This window comes from Mycobacterium sp. 2YAF39, from assembly GCF_052114565.1.
In the GTDB taxonomy this organism is placed as follows: Bacteria; Actinomycetota; Actinomycetes; order Mycobacteriales; family Mycobacteriaceae; genus Mycobacterium.
On sequence record NZ_JBFREZ010000003.1, the window covers coordinates 637995 to 659088 of the forward strand.

Below are 21094 nucleotides of genomic sequence, written 5' to 3' on the forward strand. Positions count from 1 at the left end.
GAGCGGCGAGCGCACGCGCGCTTGCCTGAGGCGAAGGAATCGAGGCGAGTAGCTACCGTGAGCTCACCTTCACCATTCGGACAGAACGAGTGGTTGGTCGAGGAGATGTATCGCAAGTTCCGCGAGGATCCCTCGTCGGTAGACCCCAGTTGGCATGAGTTCCTTGTCGACTACTCCCCGGAGCCGACCACCGAGAGTCAAGCCGGCAATGGGTCGCGAGCGTCTGCGCCGGTGGCGCCGCCCGAACCCGCGCCGGCACCTCCGCCCAAACCGGCAGAGAGCAACGGCGAGAAGAAGGCCGAGAAGAAGCCGGAACCCAAGAGCGCCCCCGCGCCCGCGGCGAAGGCCGCCGAACCCAAGAGCGCCCCCGCGCCCGCGCCGAAGGCCGCCGAACCCAAGAGCGAGCCCGCGTCTAAGCCGAAGCCGTCATCGCCGCCACCCGCCGATGGCTCCGAGGTTCAGATACTGCGCGGTGCCGCCGCCGCCGTCGTGAAGAACATGTCGGCGTCGCTGGAGGTGCCGACCGCGACCAGCGTGCGCGCCATCCCGGCCAAGCTGATGATCGACAACCGGATCGTCGTCAACAACCACCTCAAGCGCACCCGCGGCGGCAAGATCTCGTTCACCCACTTGATCGGCTATGCGCTGGTGCAGGCGGTCAAGCAGTTCCCCAACATGAACCGCCACTTCGCCGAGGTGGACGGCAAGCCGAACGCGGTGACACCCGAACACGTCAACCTCGGGCTGGCGATCGACCTGCAGGGCAAGGACGGCAACCGCCAGCTCGTCGTGGCCGGTATCAAGAACTGCGAATCGATGCGATTCGGCCAGTTCCTCGCCGCCTACGAAGACATCGTGCGGAGGGCCCGCGACGGAAAGTTGACCGCCGAAGACTTTGGCGGTGTGACGATTTCGCTCACCAACCCGGGCACGATCGGCACGGTGCACTCGGTTCCGCGGCTGATGCGCGGGCAGGGCGCCATCATCGGCGTCGGCGCAATGGAGTATCCGGCCGAGTTCCAGGGTGCGAGCCAGGAACGCATCTCCGAGCTGGGCGTCGGCAAGCTGGTCACGTTCACGTCGACCTACGACCATCGCATCATCCAGGGTGCGGAGTCCGGTGACTTCCTGCGCACCGTGCACGAACTGCTGCTGTCCGATGGCTTCTTCGACGAGATCTTCCGTGAACTGGGCATCCCCTACGAGCCTGTGCGCTGGCGAACGGACAATCCCGACTCGATCGAAGACAAGAACGGCCGTGTCCTCGAATTGATTGCGGCGTACCGCAACCGCGGACATCTGATGGCCGACATCGATCCGTTGCGGCTCGATCAGACCCGCTTCCGCAGCCACCCAGACCTCGACGTCAACAGCCACGGGCTGACGCTGTGGGATCTGGACCGCGAGTTCAAGGTCAACGGCTTTGCCGGCGCCGAACACAAGAAGCTGCGCGACGTTCTCGGACTCCTGCGCGACGCGTACTGCCGTCATGTCGGTGTCGAGTACACCCACATTCTCGAGCCCGATCAGCAGAAGTGGCTGCAGGAACGCATCGAGGTCAAGCACGAGAAGCCGACCGTCGCCGAGCAGAAGTACATTCTGTCGAGGATGAACGCCGCCGAGGCGTTTGAGACCTTCCTGCAGACGAAATACGTTGGCCAGAAGCGGTTCTCACTCGAGGGTGCCGAAACCGTCATCCCGATGATGGACGCGGCGATCGACCAGGCCGCCGAGCACGCCCTCGACGAGGTCGTCATCGGCATGCCACACCGCGGCAGGCTCAACGTGCTCGCCAACATCGTCGGCAAGCCGTACTCGCAGATCTTCAGCGAGTTCGAGGGCAACCTGAACCCGTCGCAGGCCCACGGCTCGGGTGACGTGAAGTACCACCTCGGCGCGACCGGCAACTACATCCAGATGTTCGGCGACAACGACATCCAGGTGTCGCTGGTGGCCAACCCGTCTCACCTCGAGGCCGTCGACCCGGTGCTCGAAGGCCTGGTCCGCGCGAAGCAGGACCTGCTCGACAAGGGTGACGGACCCGACGGCTTCTCGATCGTGCCGATGATGCTGCACGGCGACGCCGCCTTCGCCGGTCAGGGTGTGGTGGCCGAGACGCTGAACCTGGCGCTGCTGCGGGGATACCGCACCGGCGGGACGATCCACATGATCGTCAACAACCAGATCGGCTTCACCACGTCGCCGACCGACTCCCGTTCGTCGGAGTACTGCACCGACGTCGCAAAGATGGTGGGGGCGCCGATCTTCCACGTCAACGGCGACGACCCCGAGGCATGCGTCTGGGTGGCACGCCTGGCCATGGACTTCCGTCAGCAGTTCAAGAAGGACGTCGTCATCGACATGCTGTGCTACCGCAGGCGCGGGCACAACGAGGGCGACGACCCGTCGATGACGCAGCCGTACATGTACGACGTCATCGACACCAAGCGCGGATCGCGAAAGACCTACACCGAAGCGCTGATCGGCCGCGGCGACATCTCGATGAAAGAGGCCGAGGACGCGCTGCGCGACTACCAGGGTCAGCTCGAGCGGGTGTTCAACGAGGTCCGCGAACTCGAGAAGCACGACGTCGGACCGAGTTCCTCGGTGGAGTCCGACCAGATGGTGCCCGCCGGCATGAACACCGCGGTGGAGAAGTCTCTGCTGGCCCGCATCGGCGACGCGCACCTGTCCTTCCCCGACGGCTTCAACGTGCATCCCCGCGTGAAGCCGGTCCTGGAGAAGCGGCGAGAGATGGCCTACGAGGGCAAGGTGGACTGGGCGTTCGCCGAGCTGCTCGCACTGGGATCGTTTCTGGCCGAAGGCAAGACGATCCGGCTGTCCGGGCAGGACACCCGTCGCGGCACGTTCACCCAGCGCCACTCGGTGATCATCGACCGCTCGACCGGCCAGGAGTTCACGCCGCTGCAGCTGCTCACCACGAACTCGGACGGCACCCCGACCGGCGGCAAGTTCATGGTCTACGACTCGGCCCTGTCCGAGTACGCCGCGGTGGGCTTCGAATACGGCTACTCGGTGGGCAACCCCGACGCACTTGTGTTGTGGGAGGCGCAGTTCGGCGACTTCGTCAACGGTGCGCAGTCGATCATCGACGAGTTCATCTCATCGGGTGAAGCCAAATGGGGCCAGTTGTCCGACGTGGTGCTGCTGCTGCCGCACGGCCACGAGGGCCAGGGTCCGGACCACACCTCCGGCCGCATCGAGCGGTTCCTGTTGCTGTGGGCGGAGGGGTCGATGACCATCGCGGTCCCGTCGACACCCGCGAACTACTTCCACCTGCTTCGCAGGCACGGCCTCGACGGAATCCAGCGGCCCCTGATCGTGTTCACGCCGAAGTCGATGCTGCGCAACAAGGCCGCCGTCAGCGATCTCAAAGAGTTCACCGAGATGAAGTTCCGGTCGGTGATCGAGGAGCCCACGTACGACGAGGGCACCGGTGACCGCAGCAAGGTCAAGCGAATCCTGTTGACCAGCGGCAAGATCTACTACGAGCTCGCGGCGCGCAAGAACAAGGAAGCGCGCGACGACGTGGCGATCGTGCGCATCGAACAGCTGGCCCCACTGCCGAAGCGGCGGCTCAGCGAGACGCTCGACCAGTACCCCAACGCCGAACAGTTCTTCTGGGTGCAAGAGGAGCCGGCCAACCAGGGCGCATGGCCGACGTTCGGGCTGACGCTGCCCGAGGTCTGCGCGGACCGGTTGTCGAATATCACGCGGATCTCGCGGCGCGCGATGTCGGCGCCGTCGTCGGGCAGCTCGAAGGTGCACGCCGTCGAACAGCAGGAGATCATCGACGAGGCCTTCGCGCCCTAGGCGCGGTGTCGCGCATCCAGCGCGTCGCCCAGCGTCCACACCGCCACACCGATGAGCACCAGGTCCTTCAAGAGGAACTGGCCGGGCATTCCGCCCAGCACCGGGACAGGACCCGCATGCGTGGTGATGACACCGGGTGTGGTGAACAGGAAGCTCAGCGTGCCGAGGAAGAGCAGGATCGCCAGCGCGCTGCCGATCGCGGACACCGTCGGCCACAGCGGCCGCAATGCAATCAGGACCGCGGCGGCGATCTCCATGGTGCCGAGCGCCGCAGCCACCGTTCCCACGCTCAGGATGTCGTAGATCCACGACATGGGCGGACTGTGCTCGATGAGTACGCGGCTCTCCATTTTCACGTACTTGCCGACGCCGATCCATGCGAGAACGACGACCAGACCGTAGCGGCTGATCAATTGGCCCCAACGAGTCACCGAGCCGGTTGCCATCAAGAGTGTCCCTTCGCTACACAGCCCCCACGTGTAGTGGTCAACGCGAGGGCAAGCGTTACGCGAGTGCGGACACTTTCCGAGACGGTGTCAGACGCCGCCGCCTGCGGCCTTGGGGGCCGTGGGATCGGGCTGGGCGGGGGTGTTCAACTCGCGCGCGACGTAGGCCTCGAGATCGAAAATGTTGCCGTCTGCCTTGTCGACGACATCCAGCAATGCGCTCATACTGGCGACTTCCTCGACCTGCTCCTGGAGGAACCACTGCGTGAACCGCTCGCCGAGGAAATCGCTGCTATCCCTGGCGGCACGAGTCAGGGCGGTGATCTGCCGAGTGACTTCCTGTTCCTGCGACAGCGCCAGCGCCACCGCATCGCGGATGGATCCGAACTCGGTGACCACCGGGTCGACGCCGCCGATGTTCACGTCGCGATCCCGGTCGAGGAGGTACTGCACCATCATCAGCGCGTGGCCGCGCTCTTCGGCGGCCTGTGTGTAGAAGCGGTTGGCAAGCTGCGGCAGCTTGTGAAAGGCAGCGTGCTCGTCTTCGGGAGTATTTGCCATTAGGTGAGCCTAACTTTACAGGGGCCGATGTAGGCGCTACCGCCGGTACCGACTAGCCTCGAGCACGGTCAAGCGAACGAGAGGGTTCCCATGGAGGGCTTCGCCGGAAAGGTCGCGGTGGTAACCGGGGCCGGATCGGGCATCGGGCAGGCGCTGGCGATCGAACTCGCCCGCTCAGGCGCGAGCGTGGCGATCAGCGACGTCGACGCGGAGGGCCTTGCGGTCACCGAAGCGCGCGTCAAGGCCATCGGCGCGCCGGTGAAGGCCGACCGGCTCGACGTCACCGAACGCGAGGCGTTCGAGCTGTACGCCGACTCGGTTGTCGAGCACTTCGGCAAGGTCAACCAGATCTACAACAACGCAGGCATCGCGTACGTCGGCGATGTCGAGGTCACGCCGTTCAAGGACATGGAACGCGTGATGGACGTCGACTACTGGGGCGTGGTCAACGGCACCAAGGCCTTCCTCCCCCATCTGATCGCCTCGGGTGACGGGCACGTCGTCAACGTGTCCAGCCTGTTCGGCATCTTTTCGGTGGCCGGTCAGGCGGCGTACAACTCGGCGAAGTTCGCGGTGCGCGGGTTCACCGAGGCGCTGAGGCAGGAGATGATCGCCGCGCGTCATCCCGTCGGGGTGACCACGGTGCATCCCGGTGGCATCAAGACGGCGATCATGCGCAACTCCACCGCCGCCGAGGGTGTCGACCGGGAGGGCCTGACGAAGACCTTCGACCAGAAGCTGACAAGGACGACACCGGAAAAGGCGGCGCAGATCATTCTCGAAGCTGTCCGCAAGAACCGGGCCCGCGTGCTTGTCGGTGCCGATGCGAAGGTACTCGACGTCATCGTGCGCATCACCGGATCGGGCTACCAGCGGCTGTTTTCGACCGTGATATCGCGGATTGTGCCGAACGCGCACTGATTTCACTGCGACACTGACGCGATGGGTACCGTCGCGGGGAAAGTCGCCGTCGTCACCGGCGCCGGGTCGGGTATCGGGCAGGCGCTCGCGGCCGAACTCGCACGCCGCGGCGCGAAGCTCGCGATCAGTGACGTCGATACCGACGGTCTGGCGCGCACGGAACGGCTGATCCAGGCGATGGGTGCGACGACGAAGGCCGACCGTCTCGACGTCACCGAACGCGAAGCGGTACTGGCGTACGCGGACGATGTCAGAGCTCACTTCGGCGCGGTGCATCAGATCTACAACAACGCAGGCATCGCATTCATGGGTGACATAGAAGTGACGGCGTTCAAGGATCACGAACGGGTGATGGAGGTCGACTTCTGGGGTGTCGTGAACGGCACCAAGGCCTTTCTGCCGCACCTGATCGCGTCGGGCGACGGTCATGTGGTCAACATCTCGAGCATGTATGGACTGTTCGCGGTGCAAGGGCAGGCGGCCTACAACTCGGCCAAGTTCGCGGTGCGCGGATTCACCGAAGCGCTCCGGCAGGAAATGGCGGCCGCGGGTCATCCGGTGAGGGTGACGTGTGTGCACCCCGGCTACATCAAGACTCCGCTCATCCACAATGCCACCACCGCAACGGATCTCGATAAGAACGCGCTTGCCACCGTCTTCGACAAGGTCGCCATCACCAGCCCCGAACGCACAGCCAAGATCATCCTGCGCGCGGTCGAAAGCAACAAGGCACGGGTGCTACCGGGTGCCGACGCCAAGCTGTTCGACGCGATCGTGCGGCTGACGGGTTCCGGCTATATGCGGCTGCTCGGACCGATGAACAGGCGGCTACTTCCCCCGACGCGCTAGGGTCAGTCGCCCAGTGGATGTTCGTCGAGGAACGCACCCGCGACGAGGCCCGGGTCGGTGCCGTCCTCGACCTGAGCGCGCATATCGGCCAGCGCGGCGGTGTCCAGTACACCGGCAACTTCGTTGAGCGCCAACACCTGCGCTTCGTTGAGCTCATTGCGCCGGTAGAGCGGCACCACGTTCTCGGCACGGATCAGCGACGTCCGGTCGGACAACATGAGCAGCTCGGTCGGGATGTTCGGGGCCGCGGTCGAGGTCCATGCGGCGTTCACGTCCCCGGCCTTCACGGCCGCGAACAACGTTGCGCGGTCGGGATATTCGCGCGGCTTGCGCAGCTTGCACGTACCGATGGCCTCGGGGCCGGACACATCGACGACCTGTCCGGCCTTGATCTTGTCGCAGTTACGAGTCGCCGCGGTCAGATCACGCCCACCCCACGCCTTGGCGGTCGCTTCGGTGACGGCCAGCGCGGGTTTGTCCTCTGCCGACGTCGTGTAATCGCCGGCCGCGACGCCCTCGGGCAGCGCGGACACCATCTCTCGGTACACCTGCGTCGCGGACCGCGCCGTCGAGTCGGGAAAGAATCTGTGCAACATGCGACCGGTGAATCCGGGCACGACGCGTGCGTCTCCGGAGTCCAGTTTCGTCAGGGGATCCGGTGACTCCGCCACGTGCGCCGGGCTGCCGTAGAACCGTAGCGCCGCGGCATAGATGTGGGCGATCAGCGCCGATTCGGGGTCCTGCGCCGACGCGACCGCCACGGAAGGAGTCTGCTCACCGCCGCCGCATCCGGCCGCGCTGAGCACGACGAGCGCGGCGAGCGCGCAGGTGAGCCGACGCACCGGGAAAGCCTAGACTCCCGACGCCGCGGCAACCGCCTGCGCCACCGCAGGCGCCACCCGCGGGTCCAGCACGCTCGGCACGATGCGATCGACTGCGAGATCGTCGCCCACCACGGCGAAGATCGCCTCGGCAGCCGCCACCTTCATGGCCTCGGTGATGCGGCGGGCCCCGGCGTCGAGCGCACCCCGGAACACACCCGGGAACGCGAGCACATTGTTGATCTGGTTCGGGAAGTCGCTGCGGCCGGTGGCGACGACGGCCGCATACTTCTTCGCCTCATCGGGATGGATCTCCGGGTCGGGATTGGACAGCGCGAACACAATCGCATCGGGAGCCATCGTCGCAACGATCTCCGGGGGCACGACACCGGCCGACAACCCGAGGAACACATCCGCGCCCCGCAACGCCTCGGCCATTCCACCCGTCAGGCCGGCCGGATTCGTCTGCTCGGCGATCTCCGTCTTGTACGCGTTGAGGTTTCCGCGGTCCTTGTGCAGGATGCCCTGGCTGTCCAGCAGCGTGATATCGCGGATTCCCCTGGCCAGCAAGATCTTTGCGCACGCGACACCGGCGGCACCGGCGCCGGAGACGACAACGCGCAACGAGGCGGTGTCGCGGTCGAGCACCTCGGCCGCGCCGAGGAGCGCCGCCAGCACGACGATCGCGGTGCCGTGCTGGTCGTCATGCATGACCGGACAGTCGAGCGCCTCGATCACGCGGCGTTCGATCTCGAAGCACCGCGGCGCCGAGATGTCCTCGAGGTTCACCGCACCGAACGACGGCCGCAACCGCACCAGGGTCTCGACGATCTCGTCGGGATCCTTGGTGTCCAGCACGATCGGGATCGAGTCGAGGTCGGCGAACGCCTTGAACAGTGCGCTCTTGCCTTCCATGACCGGCAGCGACGCGGCAGGCCCGATGTCGCCGAGGCCCAGGACAGCACTTCCGTCACTGACGACCGCGACCATTCGGTTGGCCCAGGTGTACCGCTGCGCCAAGGTGTGGTCGGCAGCGATCGCCCGGCTGACCTGAGCGACGCCGGGGGTGTAAGCGATCGACAGCGCGCGTTGCGTATCCAGCGGCGTGTTCAGCGATACGGACAGCTTTCCGCCCAGGTGCGCAGCGAAGATCTCGTCATCATGCAGGACGATGGGAGGCCTCTTGTCTGACAGATTTCTCACCGCTTGGGACACGGCGATCACGTTACTGACGAACTGGTAGGTAACCTAATCGACTCTGTCTCAGATAAGTCCCAGGTCAGTGACGGCTTTGCGCTCGTCGACCAGCTCGGCGGTGGTCTTGTCGATCCGTGCGCGCGAGAAGTCGTCGATCTCCAGACCCTGCACGATGGACCAGTTGCCGTCCTTCGTCGTCACCGGGAACGACGAGATGATGCCCTCGGGCACGCCGTAGCTGCCGTCGGAGAGAACCGCCATCGACACCCAGTCATCCTTCGCGGAGCCCAGCAGCCAGTCACGCGCGGCATCGGTGGTCGCCGAGGCGGCCGAGGCGGCCGATGAGGAGCCACGCGCGTCGATGATCGCCGCGCCGCGCTTGGCGACGGTGGGAATGAAGTCGTTCTCGATCCAGTCCTGGTCGTTGACGACCTCGGCGGCGTTCTTGCCGCCTACCTCGGCGTGGAAGATGTCGGGGTACTGAGTCGCCGAATGGTTGCCCCAGATGGTGATCTTCTTGATGTCGGTGACCTTGGCGCCGGTCTTGCGGGCCAGCTGCGAGATCGCCCGGTTGTGGTCGAGGCGGGTCAGCGCTGAGAACCGCTCGTTCGGGATGTCGGGGGCGTTGCTCAGCGCGATAAGCGCGTTCGTGTTGGCCGGGTTGCCGGTGACGCCGATGCGGACGTCGTCGGCGGCGACCTCGTTGAGGGCCTTGCCCTGTGCGGTGAAGATCGCGCCGTTGGCCTCCAACAGATCACCACGCTCCATGCCCGGACCCCGCGGACGCGCACCGACGAGCAGCGCAAGGTTCACGCCGTCGAAGATCTTGTTGGCGTCCGCGCCGATCTCGACCCCCGCGAGCAGCGGGAACGCACAGTCGTCGAGCTCCATGACCACACCCTCGAGCGCCTTCAGCGCGGGTTCGATCTCCAGCAGACGCAGCTCGATCGGGCGGTCGGGGCCGAGCAATGAGCCGCTCGCCAGACGAAACAGCAGGCTGTAGCCGATCTGGCCGGCGGCACCGGTGACCGCGACCTTGAGGGGAGATGTGCTCACGTCAGGTGCTCCTTGGACGGATAGGGATTGCCCGCGCCGCGGGCCTGTTGCCTTCGGGGACGAAACTAGCAGGGTCTGTATGCGGCGTGCCGCGTAGCATTCACCAAGGCTGATAAGACCGGCGCTGCTGGCCGTGACCTGGGGAGAGTGACCGATGCCATCGTTTCGCCAACTACCTCCGTCACTGCGCCCCGTCGTGCGGCCCAAGACCGCCCAACCCGATGCCGCCTCGATACATGTTCCCGTCGCGCGGGCGATGGTGGATTGCGCCGTCTACTGCGAGGGCACCCGCCTGCCCGGCAAGTACACCCACGCCGCGGCGCTGAGCAAGGTGCACGATCTCGAGGCGTCGGGAAAAGACGCCTTCGTCTGGGTCGGCCTGCACGGTCCCGACGAACACCAGATGCAGGCCGTCGCAGACGTGTTCGGCCTGCACAAGCTGGCCGTCGAGGACGCCGTCCACGCGCACCAGCGACCCAAGCTCGAGCGCTACGACAACACCTTGTTCCTGGTGCTCAAGACCGTCAACTACGTCGAGCACATATCCGTGGCACTGGCCCGCGAGATCGTCGAGACCGGCGAGATCATGATCTTCGTCGGCCCCGATTTCGTGGTCACGGTGCGTCACGGGGAACACGGTGGCCTCGCGGGCGTCCGCAAGTCATTCGACTCGTCGCCGGCCGCTCTGGCGCTCGGCCCCTACGCCGTCATGCATGCGATCGCCGACAATGTCGTTGACAGCTACCTCGACGTCACCGATCTGATCGAGACCGACATCGACGCGATGGAGGAGGACATCTTCTCCCCCACCGCCAAAACCAACATCGAGTGCATCTATCTGCTGAAGCGCGAGATCGTCGAACTCCGACGCGCGGTCGCGCCCCTGACACTGGGATTGCAGCGAATCGGCACCGACCACAACGACCTGATCTCGATCGAGGTCCGCCGGTACATGCGCGACGTTCTCGACCACAACATTCAGGCGTCCGACCGGATCACCAGTTACGACGAGATGCTCAGCTCGCTGGTGCAGGCCGCGGCCGGCAAGGTGGCCATGCAGCAGAACATCGACATGCGCAAGATCTCGGCGTACGTCGCGATCGCCGCGGTGCCGACCGCGATGGCTGGTATCTACGGCATGAACTTCGACAACATGCCCGAATTGCATTGGGAGTGGGGCTATCCGACGGTCCTGTTGACCATGGTAATCATCTGCGGTCTGTTGTTCCGGGCGTTCCGGCACAACCACTGGCTCTAACCCGGCTGCGCAGCTCTCCTGGCGGGGTTCAACACGTCGACGCCGTCCTGCTGCCACGCCTCGCGCATGGCGTCGGCACCCTTGAGACGCACCCACGCCGCCTCGGTGGCCGTGATCGGCGTTGCGGTCAGCACCGTCACCGGAGGCATCGGCGTGGTCAACGCGACGTCGCCGATATCGCTGCGGCCCAACAGGAATGCGGTGAACGGCGCCGACTCCCACAGCGGCGACTCCAGATCGATCAGGGCGTCGGGTTCGAGCATCAGGCCTTCGACCGCGGGGGCCGCCGCCAGCAGCGCCACCGAACGGTGCAGACCCGACGGAGACGGCCCGCGCAGGCCCACCGTCACTTCGGCACGCGGGCCGTGCAACGCGTCGGTCACCAGTTCGGTCGGATCGAACATCGGATGTCGCGAACACCCCAGCGACACATAGTGAAAGACACCTTCGAACTCGGGTCGCAGATCGGGGCCGAAGCGCAGCACGTCGATCTTCTCCGCACCGAGGAACGTGACGCTGGCCTCGTCGGGGTCGGCATTGATACCGACATCTGCGAAGTGCTCCCGCAGGTGCGCCCGGACCTTCGCGAGGACGTCGATCACTCGGCAGGCGGCGGTGCGGGTGCCGGATCGTCTGTGACGCTCAGGTTCCTCCCGGTACCGGCGTCGAAGATCGTCAGCTTCGACGTGTCGAACGCCAGCTGGATCGTATCGCCCTTCTTCGCCTGGGATTCGGTGGAAACCCGTGCCACGAACTCGTTTTCACCGACCCCCGACTCGCTTGCCAACTCGGCGAGCTGGGCGGCCCGTGCGCCCGCTCCCTCAATCTTGAAGTGCAAGTACTTGTCGGCGCCCAGCGACTCGACCATGTCGACCGTCACGTCGAACGTGAACGCACTGATCCGCGCATATCCGTCCAGCACCGAGGCGTCCTCGAGATGTTCGGGCCGGATGCCGACGATCAGGTTGTCGGGGCTCTGGTGCCTGGCGAGCCGGTCGTGCACTTCCTGTGTCAGCGTGACCTCGCCGAACGGCAGGCGCACGCCGACATCGGTGGTGCTGGCCGGGAAGAAGTTCATCGCCGGAGACCCGATGAAACCCGCGACGAACAGGTTGGCCGGGCGGCTGTAAAGCTCCTCCGGCGTTCCGATCTGCTGCACTTCCCCGGCGAGAAGGACGACCACGCGGTCGCCCAATGTCATGGCTTCGGTCTGGTCATGGGTGACATAGACCGTGGTGGTGCCCAGCTTGTTCTGCAAACGCGAGATCTCCGAACGCATCTGCACGCGAAGTTTGGCATCGAGGTTCGACAACGGTTCGTCCATCAGGAATGCCTTGGGGTTGCGCACGATCGCGCGCCCCATGGCCACCCGCTGCCGCTGCCCGCCGGAGAGCTGGGCGGGCTTGCGGTCCAGAAGCTCGGTCAGATCAAGGATTCTCGCGGCCTCGTCGACCTTCTGCGCGATCTCGGCCTTCGGCAACTTGGCCAACGTCAGCGGGAACGCAATGTTCTGCCGCACGGTCATGTGCGGGTACAGCGCATAGGACTGGAACACCATCGCGATGTCGCGATCCTTGGGCGCCTTCTCGTTGACCCGCTGGCCGCCGATGCTCAGCTCTCCCGAGGAGATGTCCTCGAGACCGGCGATCATGTTGAGCGTGGTCGACTTTCCGCATCCGGAGGGTCCGACCAGGATGATGAATTCGCCGTCGGCGATCGTGATCGAGAGGTCCTTCACGGCCGTCGCGCCGTTCGGGTAACTCTTGGTCACCCGGTCCAACACTATTTCGGCCATGGAACTACCCCTTCACCGCGCCGGACGTGAGGCCGGCGACGATCCGTCGCTGAAAGATGAGAACGAAGATAATGATCGGAATGGTGATCACCATGGCGCCCGCGGCGATCGACCCGGTCGGTTCCTCGAATTGTGAACTGCCCGTGAAGTTTGCGATCGCCACCGGTGCGGTGATCGCTCGCTGCGTCGCCGTCAGCGACAGCGCCAGCAGCAGGTCGTTCCACGCGAAGATGAACACCAGGATGGCCGCGGTGACGATACCCGGGGCGGCCAGCGGGGCTATCACCTTGCGGAAGGCCTGCGACGGCGTCGCGCCGTCCATCTTCGCCGCCTTTTCCAGATCCCAAGGGATCTCACGGAAGAACGCCGACAGGGTGTAGATCGCCAGCGGCAGCGCGAAGGTGATGTACGGGATGATCAGGCCCGGCCACGTGTCGAACAAACCGAGTCGGCGCTCGATGTTGAACAGCGGAGTGACCAGCGAGATCTGCGGGAACATCGCAATCAGCAGCGCCACGCCGACCAGCAGCCGCTTGCCGGGGAACGCCAGACGGGCCACCGCATAGGCCGCCATTCCGCCGATCACCACCGCGATCACCGTGGTGATCAGGCCGATCCCGATCGAGTTGATCAGCGCCGAGCTGAACGCGTCGCCGGTGAAGATTCCCTTGTAGTTGTCAAAGGTGACCTGCGCCGGAATCAGCTTGCCGTCCTTGACACTTGACGTCGGCTTGAGCGAAAGACTCAGGATCCACAACACCGGGAGCAACGCGTAGACGATGACGAGGATGTTGACGATGGTCCATCCCGTTACCCGGCCCGCGCCTGCCCGTTCGGCCATCAGCGCCTCTCCTCATCGGATCCGGGCGCCGACGCCCCGAAGAGCTTGATGTAGATGAATGCGATGACCGCTACGGACAGGAAGATCAGCACGCTGATCGCAGACCCCAGCCCGAGGTTGAACGCCTTGAACAAGTTGTCGTAGCCGAGGATCGACACCGAACCGGTGTCGTTGGCGCCGCCGGTGAGCACGTAGATGTTGTCGAAGATGCGGAACGCGTCAAGCGTGCGGAACAGCAGCGCGACCAGGATGGCGGGTTTGATCAGCGGCAGAATCACTTTGAACAGCCGTTTCCACGGCCCTGCCCCGTCGACCTGCGCGGCGTTGAGCAGATCCTGTGGCACCAGCGCCAATCCGGCGAGCAGCAGCAGCGCCATGAACGGCGTCGTCTTCCACACCTCGGCGAGCACCACGATGGCCAGCGACGGCAGCTGCTCGGTGAGCGGTGCGCTGCCCTCGGGCAACAGGTTGGCCAGATATCCGGTGCCGGGTGTCCACGCGTAGTACCAGCTGTAGGAAGCGGCGACGGTGACGATCCCGTACGGGACCAGGATCGCGGTGCGCACCACACCCTTACCGAAGATCGTCCGGTGCATCACCAGTGCGAGCGCCATGCCGAGCACGAACTCGATCGCGACCGACACCACGGTGATCGCCAGCGTCACGACGAAGGCCGTCCACCAGTACCGATCGGTGAGCACCGTGACGTAGTTCTCCAGGCCGACGAACGCGGTGTCGTCGGGTTGCGCGAGGTTGTACCGCTGCAGGCTGAGCCACACCGCGTATCCGATCGGGTACGCGGTGACCGCCAGCATCAGGATGACCGCAGGGGCGATCAGCCCAAACGCCAGCCGCCGTTCGGATTTCGTGTCGTCGGTGCCGCCCTTGACCGGCGTTGCGGCTGTCATGGAATCAGCCCCTTACCGTCGATGGCCTTCTGCACCTGCACGGTCAACTCGTCGGCGGTGGCCTGCGGATCGATGTCGGTGACGGGTGCCAGTGTCGCCGAGATCCTGGTCGACACCGCTTGGTACACGGGCGTCGCCGGCCGCACCGCAGCATTCGTCAACTGCTCGCGGATGATTTCGTACTGCGGATACTTGGCCTGAAAAGTCGGATCGTCGTACAGGGATGCGCGGACCGCGGGCAGACCACCTTCGACGGAGGTGTACCGCTGGTTCTCCGGGCTGCGCAAACACCTGATTGCCTCGAAGGCCTCCGCGCGGTGCTGCGTGGTCTTGGCGACCGCGAGGTTGAGGCCGCCCAGTGTCACCTTGGCGGGATCGCCGTCCGACACGCCCGGGTAGTTGGTGAACCCGAAGACCTTCTTGCTCGCGTCGTATGCGGCGGTGAACTGTTCGTCGGTCGGCGAGAACGTGCCGACGTCGTTGATGGCGCCGGCCAGCGCTGGATCGTTGTTCAGCGGCAGGAAGGACACCCCGCCCTTGACCGCGTTCTCGAGCATCGACGGCAGCACGAACGGCCAGTTCACCTCGAGCGCGGCGTTGCCCTGTTCGAGTGCCAGCCGCGCGGTGCCCTCATCGGTCTGCGTGATCGATGGATCGGCGCCCGGCGCCGTGGCAACGGCCTTCATGATCTCCAGCGCCTTGACCGTGGCCGCGCGGTGCTCGTCGGTGTCGGTCAGCGTGACGGTCTTGCCGTCATCGGAAAGAACTTGGCCGCCAGCGCTTTCCAGCAATGTGTTGAACCACACGACCAGACCTTCGTACTGCTTGGCCTGCAGGGCGATCCAGCTTGGTTTGCCCGCCGCGTGCAGCCGGGTCGCCTCGGCCACCATGCCGTCCCACGTGGTCGGCGGATTCTCCATGAGATCGGCTCGGTACCAGAGCAATTGGGTATTCGTCGTGATCGGCGCGGCGTAGAGCTTGTCCTGCCATCTGGCCGTCTCGAGCGGACCGGGCAGCGTGTCGGTGGTGGCGTCGGGTTCGGCCTGTCCCGACGGGTCGTCCGAAAGTGGCAACGCCCAACCAGCTTCGGCGAACTCCGCGGTCCACACCACGTCGAGTGCCATCAGGTCAAGGGTCTTGTCGTTGCCGGTGAGCCGTCGGGCAAGCTGCAGACGCTGATCGTCGGCGCCCTTCGGCAAGCTCACCTGCTGAATGGTGAAACGGCCGCCGAGTTCTTCACTGCACCGCTTGGCCACGGCCGTGAACGTCGCCATCTCGCTTGCCGGCGTGTAGTAGTTGATGACGATTCCGCCGCCGCCCGATCCGCACGCCGTAACCGTCGCCGCCGTCGTCAGCGCGGCCAACGCCGCAGCACCAAATCGCCGCGGGCCCACGCGCAAGCCGGGGACGCGCACCGCCGCCTCCCGTCCGCGTTCGATGTCGCCGCCGCAGCGGCGGGATGGAACACTCCTGCGCGGAAACCGTATTGCCAGTTACGCGGGATTTGCAACACTTCGGCGCGCGCGTCGCGCGCCGATGCCCAATTGCGAGTGCGGGTGGGGCCTAGATGTTCAAGCGGGCCAGCAGATCCCGGCCGCGTTCGGCGCTCAGCGGATCGCACAACACGTCGTAACGTCCGGCGACCAGTTGCATCGTCGAACTGAAATCTCTTGTGCCGCGCGCCATCGCATAGGGGATCGCCGAGGTGATGAGGCCGAAGAAGATGCCTGCGACCAGGCCGGTGATCAGCGAGCCCCACGGGCTGGGGCTGAAGAACCCGAGGATCAGGCCGATGAACAGACCCAGCCAGGCGCCGGTGAGCACGCCACCGCCGAGCACCTTCGGCCAGGTCAGCCGGCCGGTGACGCGTTCCACCTGCATCAGGTCGACACCGACGATCGTCACCTGCTCGACCGGAAATTGCTGGTCCGATAGGTAATCGACGACCTTCTGCGCTTCGGCATAGGTCGGATAGGACCCGATCGGCCAGCCTTTCGGGGGAGTGGGCAGGGCCGCCGGGCCCCGCCGCGCGGTCGGGGCGCCTGGCGTTCCGCCTGCGGACTGTCCCGGTTGAAACGGACTGGTCATGCTGCTCATTCTCCTCTTAACAGCGAGCGTGCTGTCGTCGCTGATTCCTCTGGTGATTTCACCAAGACCAACGTGCTCGGCCTCGCAAAGGTGCCCTGTCTTTGCGCTAGGTTGTTCAGCATGACAAATCCGGGTGAGGACGCTGGCAAATCGGCATCATCGGGTTCCGACGCAGGAGGAACCGAGCCGCCTTCGACCAGCTATGAGGCCCCGCCGATCGAGCAGACGCAGGATCCGGCCGGTCAGGCGCCGGACGACATCACTGCGGTCTACCGAACGCCGTCGATCGACCAGCCGGCCCCGACCTTTGAGCCGCCGTCGTACACACCTCCGCCCGCTTACGACCCGTCCGGCTATCAAGCGCCGCCGCCGCCGCCGTCGCACGAGCCGCCTCCAAGCTATCCGCAGGGCAGCTTCCCGCCGCCTCCAGACCAGCCCGGATTTGCATCCCCCGCGCCACCCAGCTATTCGCCGCCGCCGCAGTACGGCGATGCGGGCGGATTCGGCGCACCCGGGTATCCACCTCCCCCTCCGCCCTATGGAGCGCCGCCACCCGGATTCGGGCCGCCGCCACCCGGTTTCGGGCCGCCGCCCGGCTATCAGGCGCCGGGTTACGGCGCGTACGGCCAAGCCCCCACGCAGAAGACCAACACGATGGCGATCGGCTCGCTGGTCGCTTCGGTGGTCGGATTCTGTTGCGGTATCGGATCGATTGTCGGCATCGTGCTCGGCGTCCTCGCCATGAACCAGATCAAGAAGACCGGCGAGAACGGCAACAGCCTGGCGATCGCGGGCATCGCGGTCGGGGTGCTGTCTCTGCTCATCAACCTCGCCTGGACCATCGGCACTTTCGCCAGCTGACCGACCAGCTGACAGATGAGCACCGGCGACCAGGAGCGCCCGGCACAGGACTACCCAGCCGATCCTGGATTGCCCCCGCCGCCACCACCCGGATATCCGGGCGCGCCACGGTATTACCCGGTCTACGACCCGTATCGGCCGGTGCCGGCTCCCGGCACGAACGGCAAGGCGATCGCTTCGCTCGTCCTGTCCGTCACGGGGTGGTTGTGCTGCGCACCGCTGGCGCTCGTCGGGCTCATCCTCGGTGCCATCGCGTTGCGCGAGACCAAACGCACCGGACAGGACGGATACGGGATGGCACTGGCGGGCACGATCATCGGCGGTCTGTTCGTCGCGGCCGGGCTGATCGTCATGCTGTTCTACATCGCGCTGATGGTCAGCGGATGGCAGTGGACATAGCGCACTGGGCGCTCGATCGTTCTCCTACGAAGGCGCTGAGCAGGCGCTAGTTTATGCGGCATGACGAACCCCGGCGAGAATTACCCGCCGCCGCAATACGGCACGCCGCAGCCTGGCTACCCGGCCGGCCCATACCCGTCAGGGCCGCCGCCCGGCACCAATGGCAAGGCGACCGCTTCGCTCGTGTGTTCAATTCTCGGATGGGTGTGCCTCGCCCCGCTGGCGATCGTCGGACTCGTGCTCGGCGTGATGGCGCTGCGCGAGATCAACCGCACCGGGCAGGCCGGACACGGGATGGCGCTCGCGGGCACGATCATCGGCGGCCTGTTCGTCGCGGCCGGGGTCATCCTCATACCGCTGTACCTGATCGTCGCCGCATCGAACTGACGGCGCAGACTGACAGGGCGAACTGACGTAGTGCGCTAGGCCGGCGGGCGGAACTTCTCGCCCGTGCGCTCCATCCCGGCGGCGCGCCCCTTGCCGGCGATCACCAACGCCATCTTGCGGCTGGCCTCATCGATCATCTCGTCGCCGAGCATCACCGCGCCTCGCGCACCGCCGGCCTGCGAGGTGTGCCATTCATAGGCCTCCAGAATCAACTCGGCGTGGTCGTACGCCTCCTGGCGCGGGCTGAAGATCTCGTTGCCCGCCGCGATCTGGTCGGGATGCAGCACCCACTTGCCGTCGTAGCCGAGCGCGGCGGATCGCCCGGCGATCCTCCGGAAGCCGTCGACGTCGCGAACTTTCAGGTACGGACCGTCGATCGCAAGGATGCCGCGGGCACGGGCGGCGACGAGGATCCGCATCAGCACGTGGTGATGGGCATCGCCGATGTCGTATCCCTGCGGTTGTTCGCCGACCTCGAGCGTGCGCATGTTGAGGCTGGCCGCCATGTCCGCGGGACCGAGCACCAGCGCCTGCAGGCGTGGGGCCGCGGCGATCGCGTCGATGTTGGTCAGGCCTTCGGCGTTCTCGATCTGAGCTTCAATTCCGATCCGCCCCAACGGAAATCCGTGCGTCGCCTCCAGTTGGGTAAGGAGTAGGTCCAGCGCGTGGATGTGCGAGACGTCCGACACCTTCGGCAAGACCACGATGTCCAGTGAGTCCCCCGCGGCCGCCACCACGTCGATGACGTCGGCGTGGGTCCACGGCGTGGTCCAGTCGTTGACCCGAACGCCGCGTAATTGCCCGGCCCAGCCGGGCTCGGCCAGAGCGGCGGCCACCCGTGCGCGGGCCTCGGCCTTCGCCTCCGGTGCGACCGCATCTTCCAGATCGAGGAATACCTCATCGGCGGGCAGACTCTTTGCCTTCTCGATCATCTTCGCGCTGCTGCCGGGAACCGAAAGTATCGTTCGGCGGGGGCGATAACGGTTTTCCACAACCACACTCTCTACCCTTCTAGGCATGGCGGCGGTGAACAGGGTCTATGCGGCCCGACTCGCGGGGATGGTGGTCCTGGGGCCCGACGGGGAATCCCTCGGCCGCGTTCGCGACGTGGCGATCAGCATCAGCATTGTGCGTCGACAGCCGCGCGTGCTCGGACTCGTCGTCGAATTGCTCACGCGCCGAAGAATTTTCGTGCCGATTCTGCGGGTTACGGCCATCGACCCCGGTGCCGTGACGTTGGCGACCGGCAGTGTGTCGCTGCGCAAGTTCACCCAGCGCCCTGGTGAGGTGCTCGTGCTCGGCCAGGTGGTCGAAACCGTGGTGCGGGTCGACGATCCCGACCAGCCGCAATTGAGTGGGATCGACGTGTACGTCGTCGATCTGGGCATCGAACAAACCCGAACTCGTGACTGGGTGGTGACCAAGGTTGCGGTGCGGCCGGCACGTCGGTTGGGCCGTCGCAGCAATGTGTCCATCGCCGACTGGCAGCACGTGCAGGGGCTGACGCCGTCCGGACTGGCGATGCCCGACCAGGGTGTGGCACAGCTGCTGGAACAGTTCGTCGGGCAGCGTGCGGTCGAGGTGGCCGAGGCGATCCGCGAGCTGCCGGAGAAGCGCCGGTATGAGGTGGTCAACGCGCTCGACGACGAGCGGCTGGCCGACGTGCTGCAGGAGCTGCCCGAAGACCAGCAGGCGAACATGCTCAGACAGCTGCCTGCCGAGCGCGCCGCCGATGTGCTCGAGGCCATGGACCCCGACGACGCCGCCGACCTGTTGGGCACCATGACGCCAATCGACGCCGAGCAGTTCCTGCGCCGAATGGACCCCGAGGACTCCGAGGATGTCCGCCGGCTGCTGGCCCACTCGCCCGACACCGCGGGCGGTCTCATGACGTCCGAACCGGTGGTGCTGGCCCCCGACACCACGGTCGCCGAGGCGCTGGCCCGCGTGCGCGACCCCGACCTGACGCCCGCGCTGGCGTCTCTGGTGTTCGTGAGCCGCGCCCCGACGGCCACCCCCACCGGTCAGTACCTTGGCTGCGTGCACCTGCAGCGGCTCCTGCGTGAACCACCCGCGGACCTGGTCAGCGGCATCATGGACACCGACCTGCCGAATCTGGCTCCGGAGGATTCGCTCTCGGCGGTGACGCGGTATTTCGCCGCATACAACCTGGTGTGCGGGCCTGTCGTCGACGAAGAGAACCACCTGCTCGGAGCCGTATCGGTCGACGATGTGCTCGACCATCTTCTGCCCCACGACTGGCGTGAGCGCGAAGAGCCCGAGCTGTTCACCGCCACCGGCGACGCGTCATGAGTGACCTGACGGCGCGCCAGCGTCTGGACACTCCCCGCGTCTCCCGGCGCCGGTTCACGCTCAATGTCGACGCCGACAGCGTCGGCCAGTTCTCGGAGTCGATCGCACGCTTCCTCGGCACCGGCCGCTACCTCGCCTGGCAGACGATCCTCGTGATCGTCTGGATCATCCTGAATCTGTTTGCCGTGAAATTGCGGTGGGATCCGTATCCGTTCATCCTCCTCAATCTCGCGTTCTCCACCCAGGCGGCGTATGCGGCACCGTTGATTCTGCTGGCTCAGAATCGGCAGGAGAACCGCGACCGGGTGTCGCTGGACGAAGACCGACGGCGGGCCGAACAGACCAAGGCAGACACCGAGTATCTGGCCCGTGAGCTGGCCGCATTGCGGCTGGCGGTCGGTGAGGTCGCCACCCGCGACTACCTGCGGCGCGAACTCGAGGAAATCCATGAACTGCTGAGTCGACTGCAGCCGCAAACGGGGTCCGACAAGCGGGACAGCGGCGGCAAATCGGAGCAGAATGAGCGCCGCTCGAAAAAGCCCGGCTGAATCACGTAACA

At 65.7% G+C, this 21094-nt stretch carries 21 protein-coding genes; 9 read left to right on the top strand and 12 right to left on the bottom strand.

The annotated features are described in order from the left end of the window. The first annotated feature begins 105 nt into the window (after window positions 1–105). A complete protein-coding gene (locus AB4Z42_RS12455) occupies window positions 106–3834 on the top strand; it encodes a multifunctional oxoglutarate decarboxylase/oxoglutarate dehydrogenase thiamine pyrophosphate-binding subunit/dihydrolipoyllysine-residue succinyltransferase subunit (RefSeq protein WP_442009585.1) in 3729 nt (1242 codons plus the stop codon). Here the strand turns inward: AB4Z42_RS12455 and AB4Z42_RS12460 are convergent. Then, complete coding sequence (locus AB4Z42_RS12460; RefSeq protein ID WP_442009454.1) at window positions 3831–4280, bottom strand: DUF417 family protein; 450 nt, start codon at window positions 4278–4280, stop codon at window positions 3831–3833. The genes AB4Z42_RS12455 and AB4Z42_RS12460 overlap by 4 nt on opposite strands. 90 nt (window positions 4281–4370) lie before the next feature. Next, the gene (locus AB4Z42_RS12465) at window positions 4371–4841 is read right to left on the bottom strand and encodes a ferritin (protein ID WP_442009455.1); all 471 of its coding nucleotides are present in this window, start codon (window positions 4839–4841) and stop codon (window positions 4371–4373) included. Between the two features lie 90 nt (window positions 4842–4931). Between AB4Z42_RS12465 and AB4Z42_RS12470 the strand changes: the two genes are divergently transcribed. Then, the gene (locus tag AB4Z42_RS12470; RefSeq protein WP_442009456.1) at window positions 4932–5762 is read left to right on the top strand and encodes an SDR family NAD(P)-dependent oxidoreductase; all 831 of its coding nucleotides are present in this window, start codon (window positions 4932–4934) and stop codon (window positions 5760–5762) included. Window positions 5763–5783: 21 nt separating this feature from the next. Next, complete coding sequence (locus tag AB4Z42_RS12475; protein WP_442009457.1) at window positions 5784–6611, top strand: SDR family NAD(P)-dependent oxidoreductase; 828 nt, start codon at window positions 5784–5786, stop codon at window positions 6609–6611. A 2-nt stretch (window positions 6612–6613) separates the two neighbouring features. Here the strand turns inward: AB4Z42_RS12475 and AB4Z42_RS12480 are convergent, their stop codons facing one another. The 3 genes from AB4Z42_RS12480 to AB4Z42_RS12490 are packed head-to-tail and all read right to left on the bottom strand — an operon-like array spanning window position 6614 to window position 9685. Then, on the bottom strand, window positions 6614–7453 hold the full coding sequence (locus AB4Z42_RS12480; protein WP_442009458.1) for a glycine betaine ABC transporter substrate-binding protein: 840 nt from the start codon (window positions 7451–7453) through the stop codon (window positions 6614–6616). A gap of 9 nt (window positions 7454–7462) precedes the next feature. Further along, window positions 7463–8647 (bottom strand): NAD(P)-dependent malic enzyme, encoded by a 1185-nt coding sequence (locus AB4Z42_RS12485; RefSeq protein WP_442009459.1) that lies wholly within the window; start codon window positions 8645–8647, stop codon window positions 7463–7465. 48 nt (window positions 8648–8695) lie between these two features. Then, window positions 8696–9685, bottom strand: coding sequence for a malate dehydrogenase (locus AB4Z42_RS12490; RefSeq protein WP_442009460.1), 990 nt, complete (start codon window positions 9683–9685; stop codon window positions 8696–8698). Window positions 9686–9839: 154 nt separating this feature from the next. Between AB4Z42_RS12490 and corA the strand changes: the two genes are divergently transcribed. Next, complete coding sequence (corA, locus tag AB4Z42_RS12495; protein WP_442009461.1) at window positions 9840–10943, top strand: magnesium/cobalt transporter CorA; 1104 nt, start codon at window positions 9840–9842, stop codon at window positions 10941–10943. Here the strand turns inward: corA and AB4Z42_RS12500 are convergent. The 6 genes from AB4Z42_RS12500 to AB4Z42_RS12525 all read right to left on the bottom strand — a co-directional run bounded on the left by AB4Z42_RS12500 (window position 10940) and on the right by AB4Z42_RS12525 (window position 16575). Then, a complete protein-coding gene (locus tag AB4Z42_RS12500) occupies window positions 10940–11545 on the bottom strand; it encodes a suppressor of fused domain protein (RefSeq protein WP_442009462.1) in 606 nt (201 codons plus the stop codon). The two genes, corA and AB4Z42_RS12500, sit on opposite strands and share 4 nt — an antisense overlap. Further along, a complete protein-coding gene (locus AB4Z42_RS12505; protein ID WP_442009463.1) occupies window positions 11542–12738 on the bottom strand; it encodes an ABC transporter ATP-binding protein in 1197 nt (398 codons plus the stop codon). The genes AB4Z42_RS12500 and AB4Z42_RS12505 overlap by 4 nt, the downstream gene beginning before the upstream one ends. Before the next feature lie 4 nt (window positions 12739–12742). Then, window positions 12743–13579 (bottom strand): carbohydrate ABC transporter permease, encoded by an 837-nt coding sequence (locus tag AB4Z42_RS12510; RefSeq protein WP_442009464.1) that lies wholly within the window; start codon window positions 13577–13579, stop codon window positions 12743–12745. Next, a complete protein-coding gene (locus tag AB4Z42_RS12515; protein ID WP_442009465.1) occupies window positions 13579–14487 on the bottom strand; it encodes a carbohydrate ABC transporter permease in 909 nt (302 codons plus the stop codon). The genes AB4Z42_RS12510 and AB4Z42_RS12515 overlap by 1 nt, the downstream gene beginning before the upstream one ends. Beyond that, window positions 14484–15881, bottom strand: a complete 1398-nt coding sequence (locus AB4Z42_RS12520; RefSeq protein WP_442009586.1) for an ABC transporter substrate-binding protein — start codon at window positions 15879–15881, stop codon at window positions 14484–14486. The genes AB4Z42_RS12515 and AB4Z42_RS12520 overlap by 4 nt, the downstream gene beginning before the upstream one ends. Window positions 15882–16050: 169 nt before the next feature. After that, window positions 16051–16575 carry a general stress protein gene (locus AB4Z42_RS12525; RefSeq protein ID WP_442009466.1) on the bottom strand — a complete coding sequence of 175 codons (525 nt, stop codon included), beginning with the start codon at window positions 16573–16575 and terminating at the stop codon, window positions 16051–16053. 120 nt (window positions 16576–16695) lie between these two features. Here AB4Z42_RS12525 and AB4Z42_RS12530 point away from each other — a divergent pair, with 120 nt between their 5' ends. Genes AB4Z42_RS12530 through AB4Z42_RS12540 form a run of 3 tightly spaced genes read left to right on the top strand, consistent with a single transcriptional unit; the run spans window position 16696 to window position 18222 of the window. Beyond that, the gene (locus AB4Z42_RS12530; RefSeq protein ID WP_442009467.1) at window positions 16696–17436 is read left to right on the top strand and encodes a DUF4190 domain-containing protein; all 741 of its coding nucleotides are present in this window, start codon (window positions 16696–16698) and stop codon (window positions 17434–17436) included. A gap of 15 nt (window positions 17437–17451) precedes the next feature. After that, window positions 17452–17835: a DUF4190 domain-containing protein gene (locus AB4Z42_RS12535; protein ID WP_442009468.1), complete on the top strand. Its 384-nt coding sequence runs from the start codon at window positions 17452–17454 to the stop codon at window positions 17833–17835. A gap of 60 nt (window positions 17836–17895) precedes the next feature. Further along, window positions 17896–18222 (top strand): DUF4190 domain-containing protein, encoded by a 327-nt coding sequence (locus AB4Z42_RS12540; RefSeq protein ID WP_442009469.1) that lies wholly within the window; start codon window positions 17896–17898, stop codon window positions 18220–18222. Between the two features lie 35 nt (window positions 18223–18257). Here AB4Z42_RS12540 and AB4Z42_RS12545 read toward each other — a convergent pair whose 3' ends face one another. Next, window positions 18258–19214: an HpcH/HpaI aldolase/citrate lyase family protein gene (locus AB4Z42_RS12545; protein WP_442009470.1), complete on the bottom strand. Its 957-nt coding sequence runs from the start codon at window positions 19212–19214 to the stop codon at window positions 18258–18260. Window positions 19215–19239: 25 nt separating this feature from the next. Between AB4Z42_RS12545 and AB4Z42_RS12550 the strand changes: the two genes are divergently transcribed. Both AB4Z42_RS12550 and AB4Z42_RS12555 read left to right on the top strand, forming a co-directional pair. Further along, the gene (locus AB4Z42_RS12550) at window positions 19240–20535 is read left to right on the top strand and encodes a magnesium transporter MgtE N-terminal domain-containing protein (RefSeq protein WP_442009471.1); all 1296 of its coding nucleotides are present in this window, start codon (window positions 19240–19242) and stop codon (window positions 20533–20535) included. Further along, a complete protein-coding gene (locus AB4Z42_RS12555; protein WP_442009472.1) occupies window positions 20532–21083 on the top strand; it encodes a DUF1003 domain-containing protein in 552 nt (183 codons plus the stop codon). Before AB4Z42_RS12550 ends, AB4Z42_RS12555 begins: the two co-directional genes overlap by 4 nt. Window positions 21084–21094: the final 11 nt, after the last annotated feature.

Coding starts and splice junctions, on each gene's coding strand:
- AB4Z42_RS12540 (WP_442009469.1), top strand. CDS start 17,896: ATGACGAACCCCGGCGAGAATTACCCGCCGCCGCAATACGGCACGCCG.
- AB4Z42_RS12460 (WP_442009454.1), bottom strand. CDS start 4,280: ATGGCAACCGGCTCGGTGACTCGTTGGGGCCAATTGATCAGCCGCTAC.
- AB4Z42_RS12535 (WP_442009468.1), top strand. CDS start 17,452: ATGAGCACCGGCGACCAGGAGCGCCCGGCACAGGACTACCCAGCCGAT.
- AB4Z42_RS12525 (WP_442009466.1), bottom strand. CDS start 16,575: ATGACCAGTCCGTTTCAACCGGGACAGTCCGCAGGCGGAACGCCAGGC.
- AB4Z42_RS12510 (WP_442009464.1), bottom strand. CDS start 13,579: ATGGCCGAACGGGCAGGCGCGGGCCGGGTAACGGGATGGACCATCGTC.
- corA (WP_442009461.1), top strand. CDS start 9,840: ATGCCATCGTTTCGCCAACTACCTCCGTCACTGCGCCCCGTCGTGCGG.
- AB4Z42_RS12505 (WP_442009463.1), bottom strand. CDS start 12,738: ATGGCCGAAATAGTGTTGGACCGGGTGACCAAGAGTTACCCGAACGGC.
- AB4Z42_RS12455 (WP_442009585.1), top strand. CDS start 106: ATGTATCGCAAGTTCCGCGAGGATCCCTCGTCGGTAGACCCCAGTTGG.
- AB4Z42_RS12470 (WP_442009456.1), top strand. CDS start 4,932: ATGGAGGGCTTCGCCGGAAAGGTCGCGGTGGTAACCGGGGCCGGATCG.
- AB4Z42_RS12465 (WP_442009455.1), bottom strand. CDS start 4,841: ATGGCAAATACTCCCGAAGACGAGCACGCTGCCTTTCACAAGCTGCCG.
- AB4Z42_RS12555 (WP_442009472.1), top strand. CDS start 20,532: ATGAGTGACCTGACGGCGCGCCAGCGTCTGGACACTCCCCGCGTCTCC.
- AB4Z42_RS12530 (WP_442009467.1), top strand. CDS start 16,696: ATGACAAATCCGGGTGAGGACGCTGGCAAATCGGCATCATCGGGTTCC.
- AB4Z42_RS12475 (WP_442009457.1), top strand. CDS start 5,784: ATGGGTACCGTCGCGGGGAAAGTCGCCGTCGTCACCGGCGCCGGGTCG.
- AB4Z42_RS12515 (WP_442009465.1), bottom strand. CDS start 14,487: ATGACAGCCGCAACGCCGGTCAAGGGCGGCACCGACGACACGAAATCC.
- AB4Z42_RS12550 (WP_442009471.1), top strand. CDS start 19,240: ATGGCGGCGGTGAACAGGGTCTATGCGGCCCGACTCGCGGGGATGGTG.